The organism is Stenotrophomonas sp. As-7 (genome assembly GCF_030291015.1).
In the GTDB taxonomy this organism is placed as follows: Bacteria; Pseudomonadota; Gammaproteobacteria; order Xanthomonadales; family Xanthomonadaceae; genus Stenotrophomonas; species Stenotrophomonas lactitubi.
On the sequence record NZ_CP127405.1, the window covers coordinates 186,909 to 203,137 of the forward strand.

15 protein-coding genes are annotated in these 16,229 nt (G+C 67.4%); 11 read left to right on the forward strand and 4 right to left on the reverse strand.

The window, feature by feature from the left end; genetic code table 11:
- Nucleotides 1-20 precede the first annotated feature (20 nt).
- From amt to QP457_RS00810, 3 genes are all read left to right on the forward strand, one after another.
- Entirely contained in the window at nucleotides 21-1,451 is a 1,431-nt protein-coding gene (amt, locus tag QP457_RS00800) for an ammonium transporter (RefSeq protein ID WP_205406110.1), read from the forward strand.
- 93 nt (nucleotides 1,452-1,544) lie between these two features.
- A complete protein-coding gene (locus QP457_RS00805) occupies nucleotides 1,545-2,291 on the forward strand; it encodes an N-acetylmuramoyl-L-alanine amidase (protein WP_205406111.1) in 747 nt (248 codons plus the stop codon).
- 81 nt (nucleotides 2,292-2,372) lie between these two features.
- Nucleotides 2,373-2,903, forward strand: a complete 531-nt coding sequence (locus QP457_RS00810) for a cytochrome b/b6 domain-containing protein (protein WP_286041053.1) — start codon at nucleotides 2,373-2,375, stop codon at nucleotides 2,901-2,903.
- A 72-nt stretch (nucleotides 2,904-2,975) separates the two neighbouring features.
- On the opposite strand, the gene QP457_RS00815 is transcribed toward QP457_RS00810, so the two are convergent.
- The gene (locus tag QP457_RS00815; RefSeq protein ID WP_205406112.1) at nucleotides 2,976-3,677 is read right to left on the reverse strand and encodes a LytTR family DNA-binding domain-containing protein; all 702 of its coding nucleotides are present in this window, start codon (nucleotides 3,675-3,677) and stop codon (nucleotides 2,976-2,978) included.
- Nucleotides 3,665-5,263 carry a sensor histidine kinase gene (locus QP457_RS00820; protein ID WP_240196681.1) on the reverse strand — a complete coding sequence of 533 codons (1,599 nt, stop codon included), beginning with the start codon at nucleotides 5,261-5,263 and terminating at the stop codon, nucleotides 3,665-3,667. Before QP457_RS00820 ends, QP457_RS00815 begins: the two co-directional genes overlap by 13 nt.
- Before the next feature lie 238 nt (nucleotides 5,264-5,501).
- Between QP457_RS00820 and QP457_RS00825 the strand changes: the two genes are divergently transcribed.
- From QP457_RS00825 to QP457_RS00840, 4 genes are all read left to right on the forward strand, one after another.
- Nucleotides 5,502-7,010: an alpha/beta hydrolase gene (locus tag QP457_RS00825; RefSeq protein WP_205406114.1), complete on the forward strand. Its 1,509-nt coding sequence runs from the start codon at nucleotides 5,502-5,504 to the stop codon at nucleotides 7,008-7,010.
- A gap of 67 nt (nucleotides 7,011-7,077) precedes the next feature.
- The gene (locus tag QP457_RS00830) at nucleotides 7,078-8,235 is read left to right on the forward strand and encodes an MltA domain-containing protein (protein ID WP_205406115.1); all 1,158 of its coding nucleotides are present in this window, start codon (nucleotides 7,078-7,080) and stop codon (nucleotides 8,233-8,235) included.
- Nucleotides 8,236-8,343: 108 nt separating this feature from the next.
- Complete coding sequence (locus QP457_RS00835; RefSeq protein ID WP_089241703.1) at nucleotides 8,344-8,646, forward strand: hypothetical protein; 303 nt, start codon at nucleotides 8,344-8,346, stop codon at nucleotides 8,644-8,646.
- A gap of 83 nt (nucleotides 8,647-8,729) precedes the next feature.
- Nucleotides 8,730-10,775: a TonB-dependent receptor gene (locus tag QP457_RS00840; protein WP_205406116.1), complete on the forward strand. Its 2,046-nt coding sequence runs from the start codon at nucleotides 8,730-8,732 to the stop codon at nucleotides 10,773-10,775.
- A 43-nt stretch (nucleotides 10,776-10,818) separates the two neighbouring features.
- On the opposite strand, the gene QP457_RS00845 is transcribed toward QP457_RS00840, so the two are convergent.
- Nucleotides 10,819-11,115, reverse strand: coding sequence for a HigA family addiction module antitoxin (locus tag QP457_RS00845; protein ID WP_205406117.1), 297 nt, complete (start codon nucleotides 11,113-11,115; stop codon nucleotides 10,819-10,821).
- Between the two features lie 176 nt (nucleotides 11,116-11,291).
- On the opposite strand from QP457_RS00845, the gene QP457_RS00850 reads away from it, so the two are divergent.
- The 4 genes from QP457_RS00850 to QP457_RS00865 all read left to right on the forward strand — a co-directional run bounded on the left by QP457_RS00850 (nucleotide 11,292) and on the right by QP457_RS00865 (nucleotide 15,123).
- Nucleotides 11,292-12,353: an ATP-binding protein gene (locus tag QP457_RS00850; RefSeq protein WP_180164601.1), complete on the forward strand. Its 1,062-nt coding sequence runs from the start codon at nucleotides 11,292-11,294 to the stop codon at nucleotides 12,351-12,353.
- Nucleotides 12,346-13,794 (forward strand): nitrogen regulation protein NR(I), encoded by a 1,449-nt coding sequence (ntrC, locus tag QP457_RS00855; RefSeq protein ID WP_205406118.1) that lies wholly within the window; start codon nucleotides 12,346-12,348, stop codon nucleotides 13,792-13,794. The genes QP457_RS00850 and ntrC overlap by 8 nt, the downstream gene beginning before the upstream one ends.
- Before the next feature lie 93 nt (nucleotides 13,795-13,887).
- Entirely contained in the window at nucleotides 13,888-14,457 is a 570-nt protein-coding gene (locus QP457_RS00860) for a superoxide dismutase family protein (protein ID WP_099819526.1), read from the forward strand.
- Nucleotides 14,458-14,490: 33 nt separating this feature from the next.
- Complete coding sequence (locus QP457_RS00865; RefSeq protein ID WP_205406119.1) at nucleotides 14,491-15,123, forward strand: superoxide dismutase family protein; 633 nt, start codon at nucleotides 14,491-14,493, stop codon at nucleotides 15,121-15,123.
- 139 nt (nucleotides 15,124-15,262) lie between these two features.
- Here QP457_RS00865 and QP457_RS00870 read toward each other — a convergent pair whose 3' ends face one another.
- On the reverse strand, nucleotides 15,263-16,150 hold the full coding sequence (locus tag QP457_RS00870; RefSeq protein ID WP_089241689.1) for a hypothetical protein: 888 nt from the start codon (nucleotides 16,148-16,150) through the stop codon (nucleotides 15,263-15,265).
- Nucleotides 16,151-16,229: the final 79 nt, after the last annotated feature.

The following is a 16,229-nucleotide window of genomic DNA, read 5'->3' on the forward strand; positions in this document are numbered from 1 at the left end:
CCCCTTCCGGAGACTCCCCCATGAAGATGCGCCTTCTCACCGGGTGGCAAGCCCGGTTCCATCTGGTGTGCCTGCTGATGCTGCTCAGCGCGCTGGCCGCCGGTATCTGGCCAGGCAGTGCACATGCCCAGGCCCAGGTCACGCCGTTGCAGAGCGAGGCCGTGGCCGTCGAGCCCCTGCAGGACCCGACTGCCGCTGCGCCGGCTGCTGCCGAAGCGGTGGCTGCGCCCGCCTATGACCATGGCGACGTCGCCTGGATGCTCACCTCCACCCTGCTGGTGCTGCTGATGGTGGTGCCGGGCCTGGCCCTGTTCTACGGCGGCCTGGTGCGTTCGAAGAACGTGCTGTCGGTGCTCAGCCAGATCCTGGTGGTGTTCTCGCTGGTGCTGCTGCTGTGGGTGGCCTATGGCTACAGCGCCGTGTTCAGCGCCGGCAATCCGTTCTTCGGCTCGTTCACCGAATTCGCCTTCCTCAAGGGCTTCACCCCGGAGTCGGTGGGCAACACGCCGATCAAGGGCCTGCCGGATTACCTGTTCGTCGCCTTCCAGTCGACCTTCGCCGGCATCACCACCGCGCTGATCGTCGGTGCCTTCGCCGAGCGCATCAAGTTCCGCGCGGTGCTGCTGTTCTCGGCGCTGTGGTTCACCCTCAGCTACATCCCGATGGCGCACATCGTCTGGGGCGGCGGTTACCTGGGTGAGATGGGCGCGATCGATTTCGCCGGTGGCACGGTGGTGCACATCAACGCCGGCGTGGCCGGTCTGGTCGCTGCATGGTTCGTCGGCAAGCGCCTGGGCTATGGGCAGACTGCACTGAAGCCGCACAACGTGCCGTTCACCTATATCGGCGCGATGCTGCTGTGGGTTGGCTGGTTCGGCTTCAATGCAGGTTCTGCCGCTGCAGCCGACACGGTTGCCTCGCTGGCCTTCCTCAACACCGTGCTGGCCACGGCTGCAGCGGTGCTGGGCTGGACGCTGGTAGAAGCGATCAGCAAGGGCAAGCCGTCGGCACTGGGCGCGGCCTCGGGTGCGGTGGCCGGCCTGGTCGGCATCACCCCGGCGTGCGGTACGGTCGGCCCGCTCGGCGCGATCGTCATCGGCCTGGTTGCCGGCGTGGTCTGCGTGTGGGGCGTGACCGGTCTGAAGCGCCTGCTGAAGGTGGATGACACCGCCGACGTGTTCGGTGTGCATGGCGTGGGCGGCATCGTCGGCGCGATCCTCACCGGTGTGTTCAGCGCGCAGTCGCTGGGCGGCACCAAGGCCGATCTGGATATCGGCCACCAGGTATGGGTGCAGGTGGTCAGCGTCGGCCTCACCGTGGTCTGGTCGGCGGTGGTGACCGCGACCATCCTGCTGCTGGTCAAGGTGGTCGTCGGCCTGCGCGTGACCGAGGAGGCCGAGCGCACCGGCCTGGATGTGACCTCGCATGGTGAATCGGCCTACGAGGCCTGATGCATCTACAGGGTGGGCGGCCCGCACGGGCCGCCCAGCCACGCATGGCGTGGCTCTACTGCATCGTCGGGGCTTATCGCGCACAATCAGGGCATGCACCCGATCCGCACGTCCCTGATGCTCTCGGCCTGCCTGCTGCTGGCCGCCTGCGCGTCCACGCCGCAGGAAATCCGCAACCCGCTTGCCACCTGGGTGCCGTCGCCGAACCAGAACGCGCGCACGCCGGTCATCATCGTCATCCACCACACCGAGCAGAAATCGGTGCAGCAGAGCCTGCACACGCTGCGTACCGCCAACAGTGGCGGGCGGGTCAGCGCGCACTATCTGATCGGCGCCGATGGCCATCGCTACCAGCTGGTGGCCGATGAACGGCGCGCCTGGCATGCCGGTTCCGGGCGCTGGGGCACCATCACCGACCTCAACTCCGCGTCCATCGGCATCGAACTGGACAACGATGGCCGTACGCCTTTCAGCCCCGCGCAGATCGAATCGCTGATCGTGCTGCTGCGTGATCTCACTGAACGCCTGAACATCCCACCGCGGCAGGTGATCGGCCACGCCGACCTGGCGCCAACGCGCAAGGAAGATCCCAGTCGCTTCTTCCCGTGGCAACAGTTGGCCGAAGCCGGTTTCGGCGTGTGGCCGCGCGCTGCCGATAGTGCTGCGCCGGAAGGCTTCGATGCATGGGCTGCGCTGGCGCGCTTCGGTTATCCGCTGGACAACCGCGAAGCAGCGGTGCGAGCGTTCCACCGTCGCTTCCGTGGCAGTGACACCCTGCCGAAAACACTCGACGCCGAAGACGCCCGCATCCTGTATTCGCTGCTGCTGCAGACGCCCTGAAAGCGGATCAGGTTCACCGAATCGAACGCTCACCCTGCGTTTTGCAAGCTGTCCGATTCAAACTGGATAGGTAAACCCCTAATGTCGCTCGGCCTTACCGGCGAGCAATGTTCAATGACCTACACCAGAATCCAGGTGCTGCTGCACTGGTTCTCAGCCATCATCATTCTGTGGGCAACCCTCAGCGGCTTCTACGTGGCGTTGTTCGATGTCGCGGACGCTACCCGCCAAGCCATCGGCTTCCTCAACGTCTCGCTGACCTTTACGCTGATTCCGTTCTTCGCCCTTCGCGTGCTGCTGGCACTGCTGCGGGCAAGCGCAGTGCAACCGACGAGCGCGGAGGGGCGGGCTGCCCGCCTTGCACACTTCGCGATCTATCTGACCACGATCGTGGTGCTGATAACCGGCGTGCTGATGATGGACAGGGACATCAACGTCTTCAACGTGCTGACCCTTCCACCGCCGCTCATCGACGTTCAGCTGACGTCGGCGTTCAACGCGGCCCACAAATACGCCTGCATGGTGCTTGCCGGCCTGCTTGTCCTGCACATCGCTGCGGTGATCAAGCACCATGCCTCGGGCAATCCCGTCCTGAAGCGGATGCGCTGGTAGCCGTCGGAATGCAAGCTCGCCGCAGCGCCCCGCACCCATCGTTGCAGCTCCCTGAGGGGGCGGGCCGCAGGCTCAGTCCAGATTGAGTTCAGTGCGCAGCGCCGCGACATGCGCGCGGCCCACGGGCAGCTCCGTACCGTCGCTGAGTACGACCCAGTAACGACTGCCTGACGCGGCATGCAGGCTGCGGACATGCCGCAGGTTGACGACATGGGAGCGGTGGCAACGCACGAACTCCGGCGGCAGCAATGGCCCCAGGCCGGCAAGCGATTTGTCATGCAGTTCGATACGTCCATCGCGCATGCGCAGCTCACTGTAGTCGCCGTCCGCTCGGATCCACTGCACGTCGGCCAGTTCGACCAGCGTAGTCCCCTGCGCACGCCAGATGCCGAGATAGCGGGCGCAGCCGGGCCGGTAGCGGCTTGCGTCGAGCAGCCGTTCCAGCGCCTGGGCCAGGCGCTCGCGTGAGAAGGGCTTGGGCACGAAGTCCAGTACGCCATGCTCGAACGCCTGCAATGCGCGCTCGCGGTGCGCCGACACCACCACGCACTGGTAGCGCCCGGACACCGCGCGGCGCAGCAGCTCGAAGCCATCGTCGCCGCCAAGGTTGAGGTCCAGCAGCAGGCCGTCGTAGACGCTGCGCTGCAAGCGGTCGCCGGCTGCTTCCAGATCGGCCACCGCATCGAAACGCGCGCGTGCACCGGCCAATTCGCTGCACATGCGCAGCAGGCGCTGTCGCACCAGGGGTTCGTCCTCGACGATCAGGATGCGCATGTCAGCTCGATCCGGCCACACCAATGGTCACCGTCGATGCCCTGCACGAAGCTCCAGCCGGTGGGGCTGGCCGCCGCCAGGCTGGCCTCGATGTAACGTGTACCCGTGCCACGGCCGCGGTGCGGGGCTGAGCCTCGCGCACTGCGCAGTTCCAGTATCCAGCGTGCGTTGTCGCGCTGCACGTGCAGGCGGAAAGGGTGCAGTGCACAGGCACCAGCGCCGGCATGGGTCAGTGCATTTTCCACCTGTGCATGCAGGATGCCTGGCGGCAGCGAAAGCGCCGCATCTTCGCCATCGACCTCCAGCACCATGCGCCGGTCCAAGGCAAGGCCGACGATATCCAGGTGGCTGCGGCACAACGCCAGTTCGTCCTGCAAGGGAACGCTCTGGCGGCTGCTGCTGTCGCGCAGGCGATCGAATTGATCGGCCAGCGATTCCACCAGGCGGCTGGCGCGCATCGGCGACTGCTCGATCAGTTCCTGCAGGCAGGTCAGCGTGTTCATCAGCCAATGTGGCTGGATGCCCCGTTGCAACAACTGCAACGAAAGCCGTGCGCGCTCTTCGCGCAGCCAGGCGTTGTGCCGGTCCAGCGCCTGCAACTGGGCAGCGTGGCGCAGCAGAAGGAACACCATCAGCACCGCCAGCAGCAGGAAGTAGGGGCCATCAAGGAAGGCGCCGCGTGCGACCAGCAGCGCCAGCAGGCCCGCAGACAGCAGCGCCAGGATCGGCCATCGGTCTTCCTGGTCGGGAGGCGCGCGCATCAGCACCCACGCCGAGACGAGCAGGCTCAACAGCAGCACCGCCGCTGAGCGGGTGTCGAAGCCGGGCAGCGCGATGGCCGCTGCCATGATCAGCGCCAGATAGATGAAACAGCCAGCCCTCGGTAAGGGCACCTCGAAGCGACGCGCAAGATAGGCCGGCAGCAGCAGCGCTGCGGTCACATGCAGGGCCAGCAGCGCGACCAGGCGAACACCATGCCAAGGATAGGTGTAGCCCAGCAATGATCGCCACGCCTCGACCGCGGGTAGTGCAAGACCCACCACACCCAGTGCCAGCAGCAGGCGCGCGCCGGGTGTGCGTGTCTGCCCACGCAGCACCGCCAGGAAATACAGGCATGCGGCTGCCAGCGCACCGGTGGCGAAGGCCGCGATCAGCCATGGCAGGATGATCTGGCCGTACAGCACGGGGGCTGGCGCGATCAGCACCATCGCATCTGCGCCATGCAGGGCGAAACGCTGCTGCTGGCTGGATGCAAGCACCAGCAGTTCATCGGTGGCGTTGCCCGACGGCGGCGGTAGCACGCGCACGACGTCTACGCGCCCCGGCTTCTCTTCTTCCGGCGTGCGACCAACAGCGCCATTGCTGATCCATGGCATCCCGTTCCAGTACAGCTGGCTGGCAGCGCGCAACGACAGCCTCACTGTACGTCCATGATCGGCGCCGCTTTCCGGCGCTGGCACCTGCCAGCGCAGCCAGTACGGGCCACGCCACTCCGCCAGCTGCTGCTGGTCCAGCGGCCGCCAAGCCAGGTGCTGCGGTGGGTGCGTTGGCAGGCCGCCGGATGCCCCGACAGTCGCAGGTGCCATCTGCGCTCCCTGCACAACCCTCATTTCCGGTGGCGGCGTCGACACGATCAGCCAAGCGGCCACGGCCGCAAGCAGTACAGCAAGGACAGCAAGGGTTCGTGGGATCTGCATGGCGGCCATCGTATCGGTTGCGTGGAGACATTGGACCGGCGTCTGGAGACGTTCGGCAGAGGGGCGCGTCCGTAGCGCTCCGCGGGAGCAGATGCTGGCGGCGCACATCCTTCCATCGGAGCCCAACATGACCCGCAGCGCCTCTACGCCTTCCGGCAGTTTCCAGGTTCGTCGCCCCGTCGTGGCCGTCGCCCTCGCCGCGCTCTGCCTGTCCCTCGCCGCCGCCATTCCCGCACAGGCCGGTCCGGCGGCGCTGGCCTTCGAGCCCTACACACTGCAGACCAAGGGCCATGGCGATATTGCTGCCGAGATCGCCACGCTGGAGGTGCCGCGACGGCACAGCGAGCGGGACGGTCCGCGCCTGCACCTGAAGGTGGTGCGCCTGCGCGCAACAGCCGGCAATGGTCGCGCCGCACCGGTGGTCTACCTGGCCGGTGGTCCGGGTGGTTCTGGTATCGATACCGCGCGCGGTCCGCGCTGGCCGGTGTTCGACCAGGTGCGGCGCGAGACGGACGTACTGCTGCTCGACCAGCGCGGTGCTGGCCAGTCCGAGCCGCCGCCGGAATGTCCGCATGAAACACGATTCGACGACGCCCAACCGCTGCAGCGCGATACGGCGCTGGCCGCAGTGCAGGCCACGGCGGCGAAGTGCGTAGCGTTCTGGCGTCAGGCCGGTGTCGATCTCGGCGCGTACACCACGGCCGAGAGTGCCGGCGACCTTGACGACCTGCGGCGCGCGCTGGACGTACCGAAGATCAGCCTGTGGGGCATGAGCTATGGCACCCATCTGGCCCTGGCCACGGTGCGCCTGCACGGTGCCGGTCTTGAGCGCGTGGTGCTGATGGGATCCGAAGGTCCCGACGATACGCTGAAGCTGCCGCTGAGCAGCGACGCGCTGCTGCAGGAGCTGGCGGTGCTTGCGCGCAAGGACGGCTTCGACGATCTCGCCGGATCGGTCACCCGCGTGCTGCAGGCGCTGCGTGAGCAGCCGCGGCAGGGCCGCAGCCACATGCATGAGGGCCGCCAGGTCAGCATCGGCCTGTACGACGCGCAGAGCGTCATCGCCAACATGCTCGGGCAACGCATCACCCAGCAGTGGCTGCCGTTGGTGCTGCGCGAGGCCGAGACGGGCAACTACGACCCACTGGCCGACCTGGTGCTGATCGGGCGCGCCCAGTTCGCGAAGTTCCCGGCCATGGGTCTGGCGATGGACGTCGCCTCCGGGCAGAGCCCGCAGCGCCGGGCGCTGGCCGAAGCACAGGCACGCCAGAGCCTGTTCGGCGACGGGCTGAACTTCCCGTTCCCGGCCATCGGCGATGGCCTCGGCCTGGCCGATCTGGGTGAGGACTTCCGCGGCCCGCTGCACAGCGAGGTGCCGGTGCTGTTCATCAGCGGTACGCTGGATGGGCGTACGCCCCCGGCCAATGCCGAGGCACTGCGGCCGGGCTTCAGCAACGGCCACTCGCTGCTGGTGCGCAACGCAAGCCATCACAACGAGTTGTGGACAGGCAACCCGGCCATCGCCCGCAGCATCGTCGACTTCCTCGCCGGCCGCGTTGTGCGCGATACCGTGCTCGACGTGCCGCCACCGGTGTTCGCCACCCGCAGCAGTGAGTTGCTGGGCGGCAAGCGATAGGGTCCACCGTGTGGCGCAGGATGCGATCCCGGTCCTGCGCCACGCCCGATTGCACTACATTGGGGCAATGACTGACCTCATCGCCCCCTTCAACCGCACGTGCTGGAGCCTTCTTGCGCTTGCCGTGCTTGCTGGCTGTTCCACCACCGGTACCCGTCCCGAAGCGCCGGCCGCAGCAACGCCTGCCGCCACCTACGCCAAGGTCGATTGGAACACGTTGCCGGCCGTATCCGATGCCGACCTGCAGGCAGGCTTCGTCGCCTGGCGCAGCAGCTGCACCCGGCTGAAGAACGATGCGACCTGGGCCAGGCCCTGCGCGACCGCCAGCACCGTATCCGACAAGGACGCCAGCGCGATCCGCACATTCCTGCAGCGCGATCTCGATGTCTATTCCCTGCGCGCCGGTGGTCATCGCGCCGACGGCCTGATCACCGGCTATTACGAGCCCATCTACCCCGGCAGCCTCACCCGCACCGACAAGGCCACGGTGCCGGTCTATGGCACACCCGATGATCTGGTGGTGGTGCAGTTGGAGAGTCTCTACCCCGAATTGAAGGGCAAGCGCCTGCGCGGCCGCGTGGAGGGCAAGGTACTCAAGCCCTACGACGATGCCGGCAGCATCGCCAGCAAGGGTGCCAAGGCGCCGGTGCTGGCCTGGCTGACCGATCCGATGGACCTGCAGCTGCTGCAGATCCAGGGCTCGGGCCGCGTGCGCCTGGCCGATGGCAGGCAGGTGCGGTTGGCCTATGCCGAACAGAACGGCCATCCCTATCGCGCGATCGGCCGCTGGCTGGTGGAGCAGGGCGAGCTGAAGAAGGAAGACGTCACCATGGACACGATCCGCGCGTGGGCGAAGGCACATCCGGCACGCGTACCGGAGCTGCTGCGCAGCAATCCCAGCTACGTGTTCTTCGTGCGCAGCGCGGACAGCCCGGAAGGCCCGCGTGGTTCATTGAACGTGCCGCTGACCGCCGGCTACAGCGTGGCGGTGGATCGCACCGTGGTGCCGCTGGGCAGCCTGCTGTGGCTGTCGACCACGCGTCCGGATGGCACGCCGGTGGTGCGCCCGGTGGCCGCGCAGGATACCGGTGGCGCCATTGCCGGCGAGGTACGCGCCGATCTGTACTGGGGCAGTGGCGATGCCGCCGGCAAGCTGGCCGGCGACATGAAGCAGAAGGGCAATATCTGGATGCTGTGGCCGAAGGGCGTGGCGTTGCCGCAGTAGGTCAGCAGGGGTCAGATCCCCTTCCGTAGGAAAGGGATCTGACCCCATATGCCTGATAATGGCGCCCTTCCGATCTCTCCGGCCGCACCTGCGGCCAGGACAAATGCAATGAAATACGCAAAGAACAACGCAAAATCCAACACGAAGAAGTACTACAAGCACTGGGCCGAGTCGGGCCTGGGCAAGGGCAACGTGCTGATGGAAGCCCGTGGCGAGAAGATCGTGCGCCAGGTCGAAATCTACGGCACCAAGATGGTCTGGGCCGATGAGCATGCCCACAGCGATGATCGTTTCCTGCTGGCTGACCAGCCGGTGTCGTTCATGGATTTCGATGAAGACGACGAGATCAGCGCACGCGAGTTTGAGATTGCCTGGAAGAAGGCCCGGGAAGCCACCGGCTACCCCGTTTAAGGTCGAGGGGCCTGCAATCATCGGATGGCTGGCGGAATCGAAATGTTATAAAGTTTCATTTCTCGCCTTCCGCCCGACTCCCGATGAAGACTCCCACGCTGGTGGCCGCGCTCGCGGCCGCCCCGTTCGCCCCTGAAGCATTCGCCCAGTCCGCCGACGCCGCGCTCACCCTGGGCAAGGTCGATGTGCATCAGCACAGCGAGGGCCAGCTGAGCGCGCACCAGGTGCTGACTTCGGTGGACGTGCTGGGCGCGGACCAGATCGAAAGCCGCAACGTGTCGCACAGCTGGGAACTGCTTGGGCAGATGCCCGGCATCCAGCTGACCGAAACCCGGCAGGGCGCCGAGTCGGGCAAGGTCAGCTTCCGCGCCTTCAACGGCGAGGGCTACCTCAATGCCATCAAGACGCTGATCGACGGCATCCCCAGCAACGTCAACAGCGGCAACCAGCGCTTTATCGACATGCTGTTCCCGCTGGAAATCAGCTACATCGAAGTGGTGCGCGGAACCAACGACCCGCGCTACGGCCTGCACAACATCGGCGGCAACGTGAACTTCGGCACGCGCCAGGGCGGCACCTACACCGACGCGCGACTGGCGTACGGCAGTTACGACACCCGTGATATGCAGCTGGCAGTGGGCCGCGAAGCCAACGGCGTCGCGCAGAACTACTTCGTCGGCACCCAGGCCAGCGACGGCTACCGCGACCACGACAGCTCGAAGAAGTACTCGCTGGGCGGCAAGTGGTTCTTCGGTTCGCTGGAGGACGGGCTGCGCATCGGCCTGACCGCGCGCGCCTACCACCATGAGGCCGACGAACCCGGTTTCATGACCGCGGAAGAGCTGCACGCCGGCCGCCGTCGCAGCGACCTGCGCAACGCCAATGACGGCGACGACCGCGACATGCGCCAGTTCGCCGCGCACCTGGACATGAAGCTCAGTGACGCGGTGACCTTCGGCACGCGGCTGTACTACAACCGCTATGAAGACGACCGCCGGGTGACCTTCAGCGATCTGCCCACCGGTAATCTGCCGCGCCAGCGCAGGCTGTGGGACGAGCGCCAGGCCGGCCTGCTCGGCACGCTCACCTGGCAGGCCAGCCCCATGCTCACCGTGGAGGGCGGGCTGAACTACGAGCAGCAGGACAACGGCTACATCCGCGAGCGCTACGCCTACGCCGAACCCACCGATTTCAGCCGTCCGCCGGCACGCGTGCAGAACAACGACCGCCACAGCTTCGACAACTGGGGCGCGTACGTGCAGGCGATCTACCAGCCCGCCGACGCATGGAAGATCGTGCCGGCCTACCGCGTGGACCGCTTCAGCGGCCACACCCGGCTGATGAACGGCGCCACCGGCCGCCTGCAGGACTACGGCAGCATCGGCCAGCCCAAGCTGAGCGTCATCCACAGCCTGGGTGAGCACACCCACATCTATGCCAACTGGGGCCGCACGTTCCAGGTGCTGACCGGTTCCACCGCACCGGCCTACCTCACCCCGGGGCAGGCACCGATGCAGCCCTCCACCAACACGGGCATGGAGCTGGGCCTGAAATTCCAGCCCTTTGCCGGCAGCCAGGCCCGCTTGGCGGTATGGCAGCAGGATGCGGAAAACGAAGTGTCCAACATGCCGGCCACCGGCACCACGGTCACGCTGGGCAAGACCCGCCGCCGCGGTATGGATGCGCAGATCAGCGCGCAGCTGGGAGACGCGTGGACCCTGTGGGCTTCGCATGCCTACCAGGAAGCGAAGATCACCCGCGACGACCGCGCGCCCGGCGTGTCCCTGCAGGGACGCGAAGTCGCGGCCACGCCGCGCCACATCAGCAACCTCGGTCTGGACTACCAGGCCAGCGATGCCCTGCAGCTGGGCCTGCAGGCGCGTGCGCAGGGTGATTACTATCTGGAAGAGCGCAACGTCACGGGCAAGTTCGGCGGCTTCGCCGTGCTCGACCTCAGCGCCAGGTACCAGATCACCCCGGCCTGGAGCGTGGACCTGCAGCTGAAGAACGTCACCGGCCGTGAGTACGCCTACGCGTGGTACGACAGCTTCTTCTGGGACAGCGCCCGGCCGATGTTCTCGCCCGCCCCGGGCCGCAGCGTGTTCGTCGGCCTGAACATGAAGCTGTGACCGCAACGGCGGTAGCGGTCGAGCTTGCTCGACCTGCGCGGACTCACGCCACCGCGTTGTACGGTTCGATGCGGGCCAGCACGTCGGCCAGTCTCTCCTTGGTCATCGCAGCATCGAAATCGGCCTGCAGGCCGATCCAGAACTTGTCGGATACACCGAAGTAGCGGGACAGGCGCAGCCCGGTATCCGCCGTCACGGCGCGATGGCCAGTGACGATCTCGCCGATCCGGCGCTGCGACACGCCGATCGCCTTGGCCAGGCGGTACTGGGTGATGCCCAGGGGCTCTAGGAATTCGTGCATCAGGATCTCGCCGGGAGTGGGGTAGGGAACGGTTCGCATGGGAGGGCTGCTCGAAAAGCTGATGCAGAGGGCAGTGTGTCGACGGCGTGTTGCTGTGGGAATCGGGTAATCCGACCACGTTCGACGCATTCGGCTTGATGGGGTCAGAGCCCTTTCCTTGTGGAAAGGGATCCGACCCCGGACCCCGTGCCCCTGTTTTGCACTACATTGGTGCAATGTCAGACCCTGCACCCCCGCCGTCCCTCGATGCCCTCGGCACGCCGCTGGCCTGGTCCGGGCCCGATGGCCGCATCGCCGGCTGCAACCCGGCTTTCGCGCGCTGGCTGGGCGTCAGCGGCCGGCGCCTGCTTGGCCAGCCGTTGGCCGCGCTGGAAGTGCAGGGCGAGGCGCTGGCCCATTTCCTGGCCCGCGACGAGCGCGACAGCCTGCGCCTGAACCGGTTGGCGCTGGCCTTGCCCGGCGAGGCGGCGCGTTTCGCCGAAGGCTGGATGAGCCGCCGCGACGATGGCGGCTGGCTGCTGGAGGCGCATCCGGTCGATGAGTTTCCCGGGCTTGACCCGACCCAGGCCCTGCCCAGCGCGCTCAGTGCGGCGCTGAAGGGCCTGGCGCATGAGCTGCGTAATCCGCTGGCCGGGTTGAAGGGCGCCGCACAGCTGCTGGCCCGCCGCGCGGCGCAGCGCGATGCCGGCGAACGCGAGTTGATCGATCTGATCGGTTCGGAGATCGAGCGGCTCAATGGTCTGCTGGAGCAGCTGCTGTCGCCGGCGCCGGCCGCGCCGCATGCGGCGCTGAACATCCACGCCGCGTTGGAGCGCGTACTGCGCCTGGCCGAGAACGAGGCCGGCTGGGCGGTGCGCCTGCAGCGCGACTACGACCCCAGCATCCCCGAATTCGACGGCGACGCCGACCGCCTCACCCAGGCGGTATGGAACCTGGTGCGCAATGCCATCCAGGCCGGCGCCGGCAACATCACCCTGCGCACCCGCGTTGAACACGGGGTGCGCATCGCCGAACAGCTGCACACCTTGGCGTTGCGCCTGGAAATCGCTGACGACGGCCGTGGCGTGCCCGAGGAACTGGCCGAACACCTGTTCCTGCCGCTGGTCAGTGGCCGCGCCGAAGGCACTGGCCTGGGCCTGGCGCTGGCCCAGCAGGTCGCACGCGAGCATCGCGGCACGCTGACCTACCGGTCGCGCCCGGGCCATACCGTATTCACCCTGCTGCTGCCGATCGGCAACGGAACCGCCACCGCCGAGGAGGCCCCGCGCGATGTCTGAGTCTTCCTCGTCCGCGCCATGCATCTGGGTGGTCGACGATGACCGCGCCGTGCGCTTCGTGCTGTGCACCGCGCTGCGCGAAGCCGGCTACCAGGTGGTCGACTTCGACAGCGCGGCACCCGCGTTGAAAGCGCTGGCCGAAAGCCCGCCGCCTGCGTTGCTGTTCACCGACGTACGCATGCCCGGCGACGATGGCCTGGTGCTGCTGGACAAGCTGAAGGCTGCGCTGCCGCAGTTGCCGGTGGTGGTGATGTCGGCCTACACCGATGTCGCCAGTACTGCCGGTGCGTTCCGCGGCGGCGCGCATGAGTTCCTGTCCAAGCCGTTCGACCTGGACGATGCGGTGGCGCTGGCCCAGCGCGTGCTGCCTGCAGTGGCGCCGGCCATGGCCGCGCCCACGCCTGCCGCAGACGCAGCCAGCGACCAGCCGCCGCAGCTGGTGGGCGACACGCCACCGATGCGCGCGCTGTTCCGCGCCATCGGCCGCCTCGCGCAGGCACCGCTGGCGGTGCTGATCATCGGCGAGACCGGCACCGGCAAGGAGCTGGTGGCCAATGCGCTGCACCGCGAATCACCGCGTGCGCAGCATCCGTTCGTCGCGCTGAACACCGCCGCCATTCCCGCCGAGCTGCTGGAAAGCGAGCTGTTCGGCCACGAGGCGGGTGCGTTCACCGGCGCGCAGCGGCGCCATATCGGCCGCTTCGAGCAGGCCAACGGCGGCACCCTGTTCCTTGATGAGATCGGCGACATGCCGTTGCCGTTGCAGACGCGCCTGCTGCGCGTGCTCGCCCAGGGCGAATTCTTCCGCGTGGGTGGACGCGAACTGATCCGCGTCGATGTGCGCGTGGTCGCCGCCACCCATCAGGATCTGGAAGGCCTGGTCGCGCAGGGAAAATTCCGTGCCGACCTGCTGCACCGCCTGGACGTGGTGCGTCTGCAGCTGCCGCCGCTGCGCGAGCGCCGCGAGGACATCGCGCAGCTGGCCACCACCTTCCTGGCCGCGGCCGCACGCAAGCTCGATACGCCGCCCAAGCGCTTGACCGCGGCCGCATTGCAGGCGCTGCGCGAGCACGACTGGCCGGGCAACGTCCGCGAACTGGAAAACGTGTGCTGGCGCATGGCTGCACTGGCCGCTGCCGATACCATCGGTGTGGCCGATGTCGATACCGCGCTCAACCGCACCCGCAGCCGGCGCAGCACCACGGCCGCCGGCGATCCAGGCCAATGGGAAGCGCTGCTGTCCGAATGGGCACGCCGGCAGCTGGCCGAAGGCGCCGAGGGCCTGCACGCACAGGTACGCGAACGGGTCGACCACGCCCTGCTGGAGGCCGCCCTGCAGATCACCCACGGTCGTCGCGCAGAAGCCGCCGCGCGGCTGGGCCTCGGCCGCAATACGCTTACCCGCAAGCTGGGCGCCGGTCGCCGTCGCGGCGGCCATTGAACGGTGCCTGCACGCGATCCTCGCACCCGCTTGCCGAACTGTTGATCCTCCATGGACGATGCCGTCCGTAGTGTTACCTGCAAGGAGTCCTCGATGCGTTTGTCCTTCGCCCTTCTGCCCTTGTCCGCCGCCGTGCTCCTGTCCGCTTGTGGCAGCGCGCCGAAGAAGCCGCAGCCCACACCGCCTCCGGCAACGGTGGTCAGCACCGCCAAGCAGGCCGAAGCCAATCTGGCGCCTGCCTCGGCCAGCATCGTCAGTGGCCGCCTGGCGTTGATGGTGGAACCCGGCGGCGTGCACCTCACCGGTCTGGTGGGAGGCCTGCAGCCGATGCAGCAGGCCGGTTTCCACATCCATGAGCGCGGTGACTGCAGCGCGGTGGACGCCAGCAGCGCAGGCAACCACTTCAACCCCGCCGGTGTCGCGCACGGTCGTGCCGGCAGTGGCAAGCACCACCTGGGCGACATCGACAACCTGCAGGCCGATGCGCAGGGCCGTGCCAACATCGATGTGCATCTGAAGGGCGTTACCCTGGGCGGAGGCGCCGCCACGGATATCGCCGGACGTTCGCTGGTGGTGCACGCCAGGGCCGACGACTATCGCAGCCAGCCCGCCGGCAATGCCGGCGTCCGCATCGCCTGCGGCGTGATCCGGGTAACCCGCTGATCACGCCCCCGGCATTTTCCAAGGAGAGTTTCCATGCGTCTGATCCACACTTCGCTGTTCGCCGCCATCGCTGCACTGGGCCTGGCCGCCTGCAACCAGCAACCGGCCGCACCGGCCGCCGAAGCCCCGGCCACCACCCCGGCCGAAGGTTCGGCAGCACCGGCCGATCCGGCCACTGCACCGGCTACCGCAGCGGCCCCGGCAGCCAATACCTCGGCCACTGCCGAACTGGCACCGACCCAGGGCAATGAAACCAAGGGGTCGATCACCTTCAAGCTGGTCGACGGCAAGGTTCACGCGTCCGGCCAGATCACTGGCCTGAAGCCGGGCAGCGAGCACGGCTTCCACATCCACGAGAAGGGTGACTGCAGCGCGCCGGACGGCATGAGCGCCGGCGGCCACTTCAACCCGGGCAAGCAGGACCACGGCAACGTGGCCACCGACCCGCACCACGGTGGCGACATGCCCAACATCAAGGCCGACGACAAGGGCGTAGCCACCATCGACAGCCCGGTGTCGAGCAACGTCAACATCGGCAAGGGTGATGATTTCGACGTCATCGGCCGCGGTCTGATCGTCCACGCCGACGCGGACGACTACAAGACCCAGCCGACCGGCAACGCCGGTGCGCGACTGGCGTGCGCGGTGATCAGCAAGGCCCCGTAAGAAACGAAAACGCCGGCGCAGGCCGGCGTTTTTCTTTGCACTGCTTCCTGTAGAGCCGAGCCCACGCTCGGCTGCTCTTCCGGGGCCCTGAGCCGAACATGGGCTCTGCTCTACAACACGTCGCGGCCACCGTTTCCTATCAGCGCGCCAGCAGTTCGCGCGCGTCCTGCCCAGCTTCGCAATGCACGAACAGCACCGGCACACCGTGCGCTTCGAGCACTGCGGCCATCTGCCGCTGGCGCATCAGGAACTGCTCATAGATGCCCTGCAGGCGTTCGCAATCGCCCTTGCCGTGGTTGTAATGCGCGCACCAGCCGGCCGGGTCGAACAGCGCCATGCGCGCTTCGCCCTGCGTATAGCGCAGCAACGGCTCGGGCGCGTCACTCAGCCACTCGTCCTGGCCCGGGGCCATGATCGCGGTTTCAATCAGCGGCCACAGCGCGGCCAGGCCCTGGTTGTCGTACTGCATCGACATCATCGCGGCCAGGTCGTTCACGGTGAAATAGCGTGCGTGCTCGACGCGTGCACCGAACGTGTTCTGTGCCATCAGCGCGGTATCGGCATGGGCCATGCCATTGGCCAGCAGCACCTCTTCCAGCGCATCGGCCACGGCCGCCGTGGTTGCCACCTCGCTGCCGGTCAGCAGGAACGGCACCACCCGCAGGCCACCGCCGACCAGTGTGGCGTCGGCCTGGAACGGCAGCGGTACATCACCGCTGGCATCGGCGCCGAAGGCCAGCACGCGCGGGCCCTGGTTGCGGCCGGGCGCGCGCATCTGCAGTTCTTCCAGGCGGCGATGGATCGGCCAGCCTGGGCGAAGCACTTCGGCCGGATCGAAATGGGCGGCGGCGAACACCAGGTCCAGCTCGGCCACCTGTGGCACCAGCTTGGACAGGTCGCGGCCGACGCGTTCGGCCAGTTCACCGGCCTGTTCAGCGCTGAGCACCGCCTGGCGGGGGATTTCGCCGCCGGCCAGTTCCAGGGCCAGCACGCCAAGGGCATTCATCGCAGGGTCGGGTTTGCTCATGGTTCCACGGTTGGCCCATCACAGGGCGGCAGCTACACTTGGCCCCATTATGCCTGCTCTGTCGTGCAGGCCATGTTGC

Coding starts and splice junctions, on each gene's coding strand:
- QP457_RS00825 (WP_205406114.1), top strand. CDS start 5,502: ATGACCCGCAGCGCCTCTACGCCTTCCGGCAGTTTCCAGGTTCGTCGC.
- QP457_RS00860 (WP_099819526.1), top strand. CDS start 13,888: ATGCGTTTGTCCTTCGCCCTTCTGCCCTTGTCCGCCGCCGTGCTCCTG.
- QP457_RS00865 (WP_205406119.1), top strand. CDS start 14,491: ATGCGTCTGATCCACACTTCGCTGTTCGCCGCCATCGCTGCACTGGGC.
- QP457_RS00820 (WP_240196681.1), bottom strand. CDS start 5,263: ATGGCACCTGCGACTGTCGGGGCATCCGGCGGCCTGCCAACGCACCCA.
- QP457_RS00805 (WP_205406111.1), top strand. CDS start 1,545: ATGCACCCGATCCGCACGTCCCTGATGCTCTCGGCCTGCCTGCTGCTG.
- QP457_RS00835 (WP_089241703.1), top strand. CDS start 8,344: ATGAAATACGCAAAGAACAACGCAAAATCCAACACGAAGAAGTACTAC.
- QP457_RS00870 (WP_089241689.1), bottom strand. CDS start 16,150: ATGAGCAAACCCGACCCTGCGATGAATGCCCTTGGCGTGCTGGCCCTG.
- QP457_RS00810 (WP_286041053.1), top strand. CDS start 2,373: ATGTCGCTCGGCCTTACCGGCGAGCAATGTTCAATGACCTACACCAGA.
- QP457_RS00850 (WP_180164601.1), top strand. CDS start 11,292: ATGTCAGACCCTGCACCCCCGCCGTCCCTCGATGCCCTCGGCACGCCG.
- QP457_RS00815 (WP_205406112.1), bottom strand. CDS start 3,677: ATGCGCATCCTGATCGTCGAGGACGAACCCCTGGTGCGACAGCGCCTG.
- QP457_RS00845 (WP_205406117.1), bottom strand. CDS start 11,115: ATGCGAACCGTTCCCTACCCCACTCCCGGCGAGATCCTGATGCACGAA.
- QP457_RS00840 (WP_205406116.1), top strand. CDS start 8,730: ATGAAGACTCCCACGCTGGTGGCCGCGCTCGCGGCCGCCCCGTTCGCC.
- amt (WP_205406110.1), top strand. CDS start 21: ATGAAGATGCGCCTTCTCACCGGGTGGCAAGCCCGGTTCCATCTGGTG.
- ntrC (WP_205406118.1), top strand. CDS start 12,346: ATGTCTGAGTCTTCCTCGTCCGCGCCATGCATCTGGGTGGTCGACGAT.
- QP457_RS00830 (WP_205406115.1), top strand. CDS start 7,078: ATGACTGACCTCATCGCCCCCTTCAACCGCACGTGCTGGAGCCTTCTT.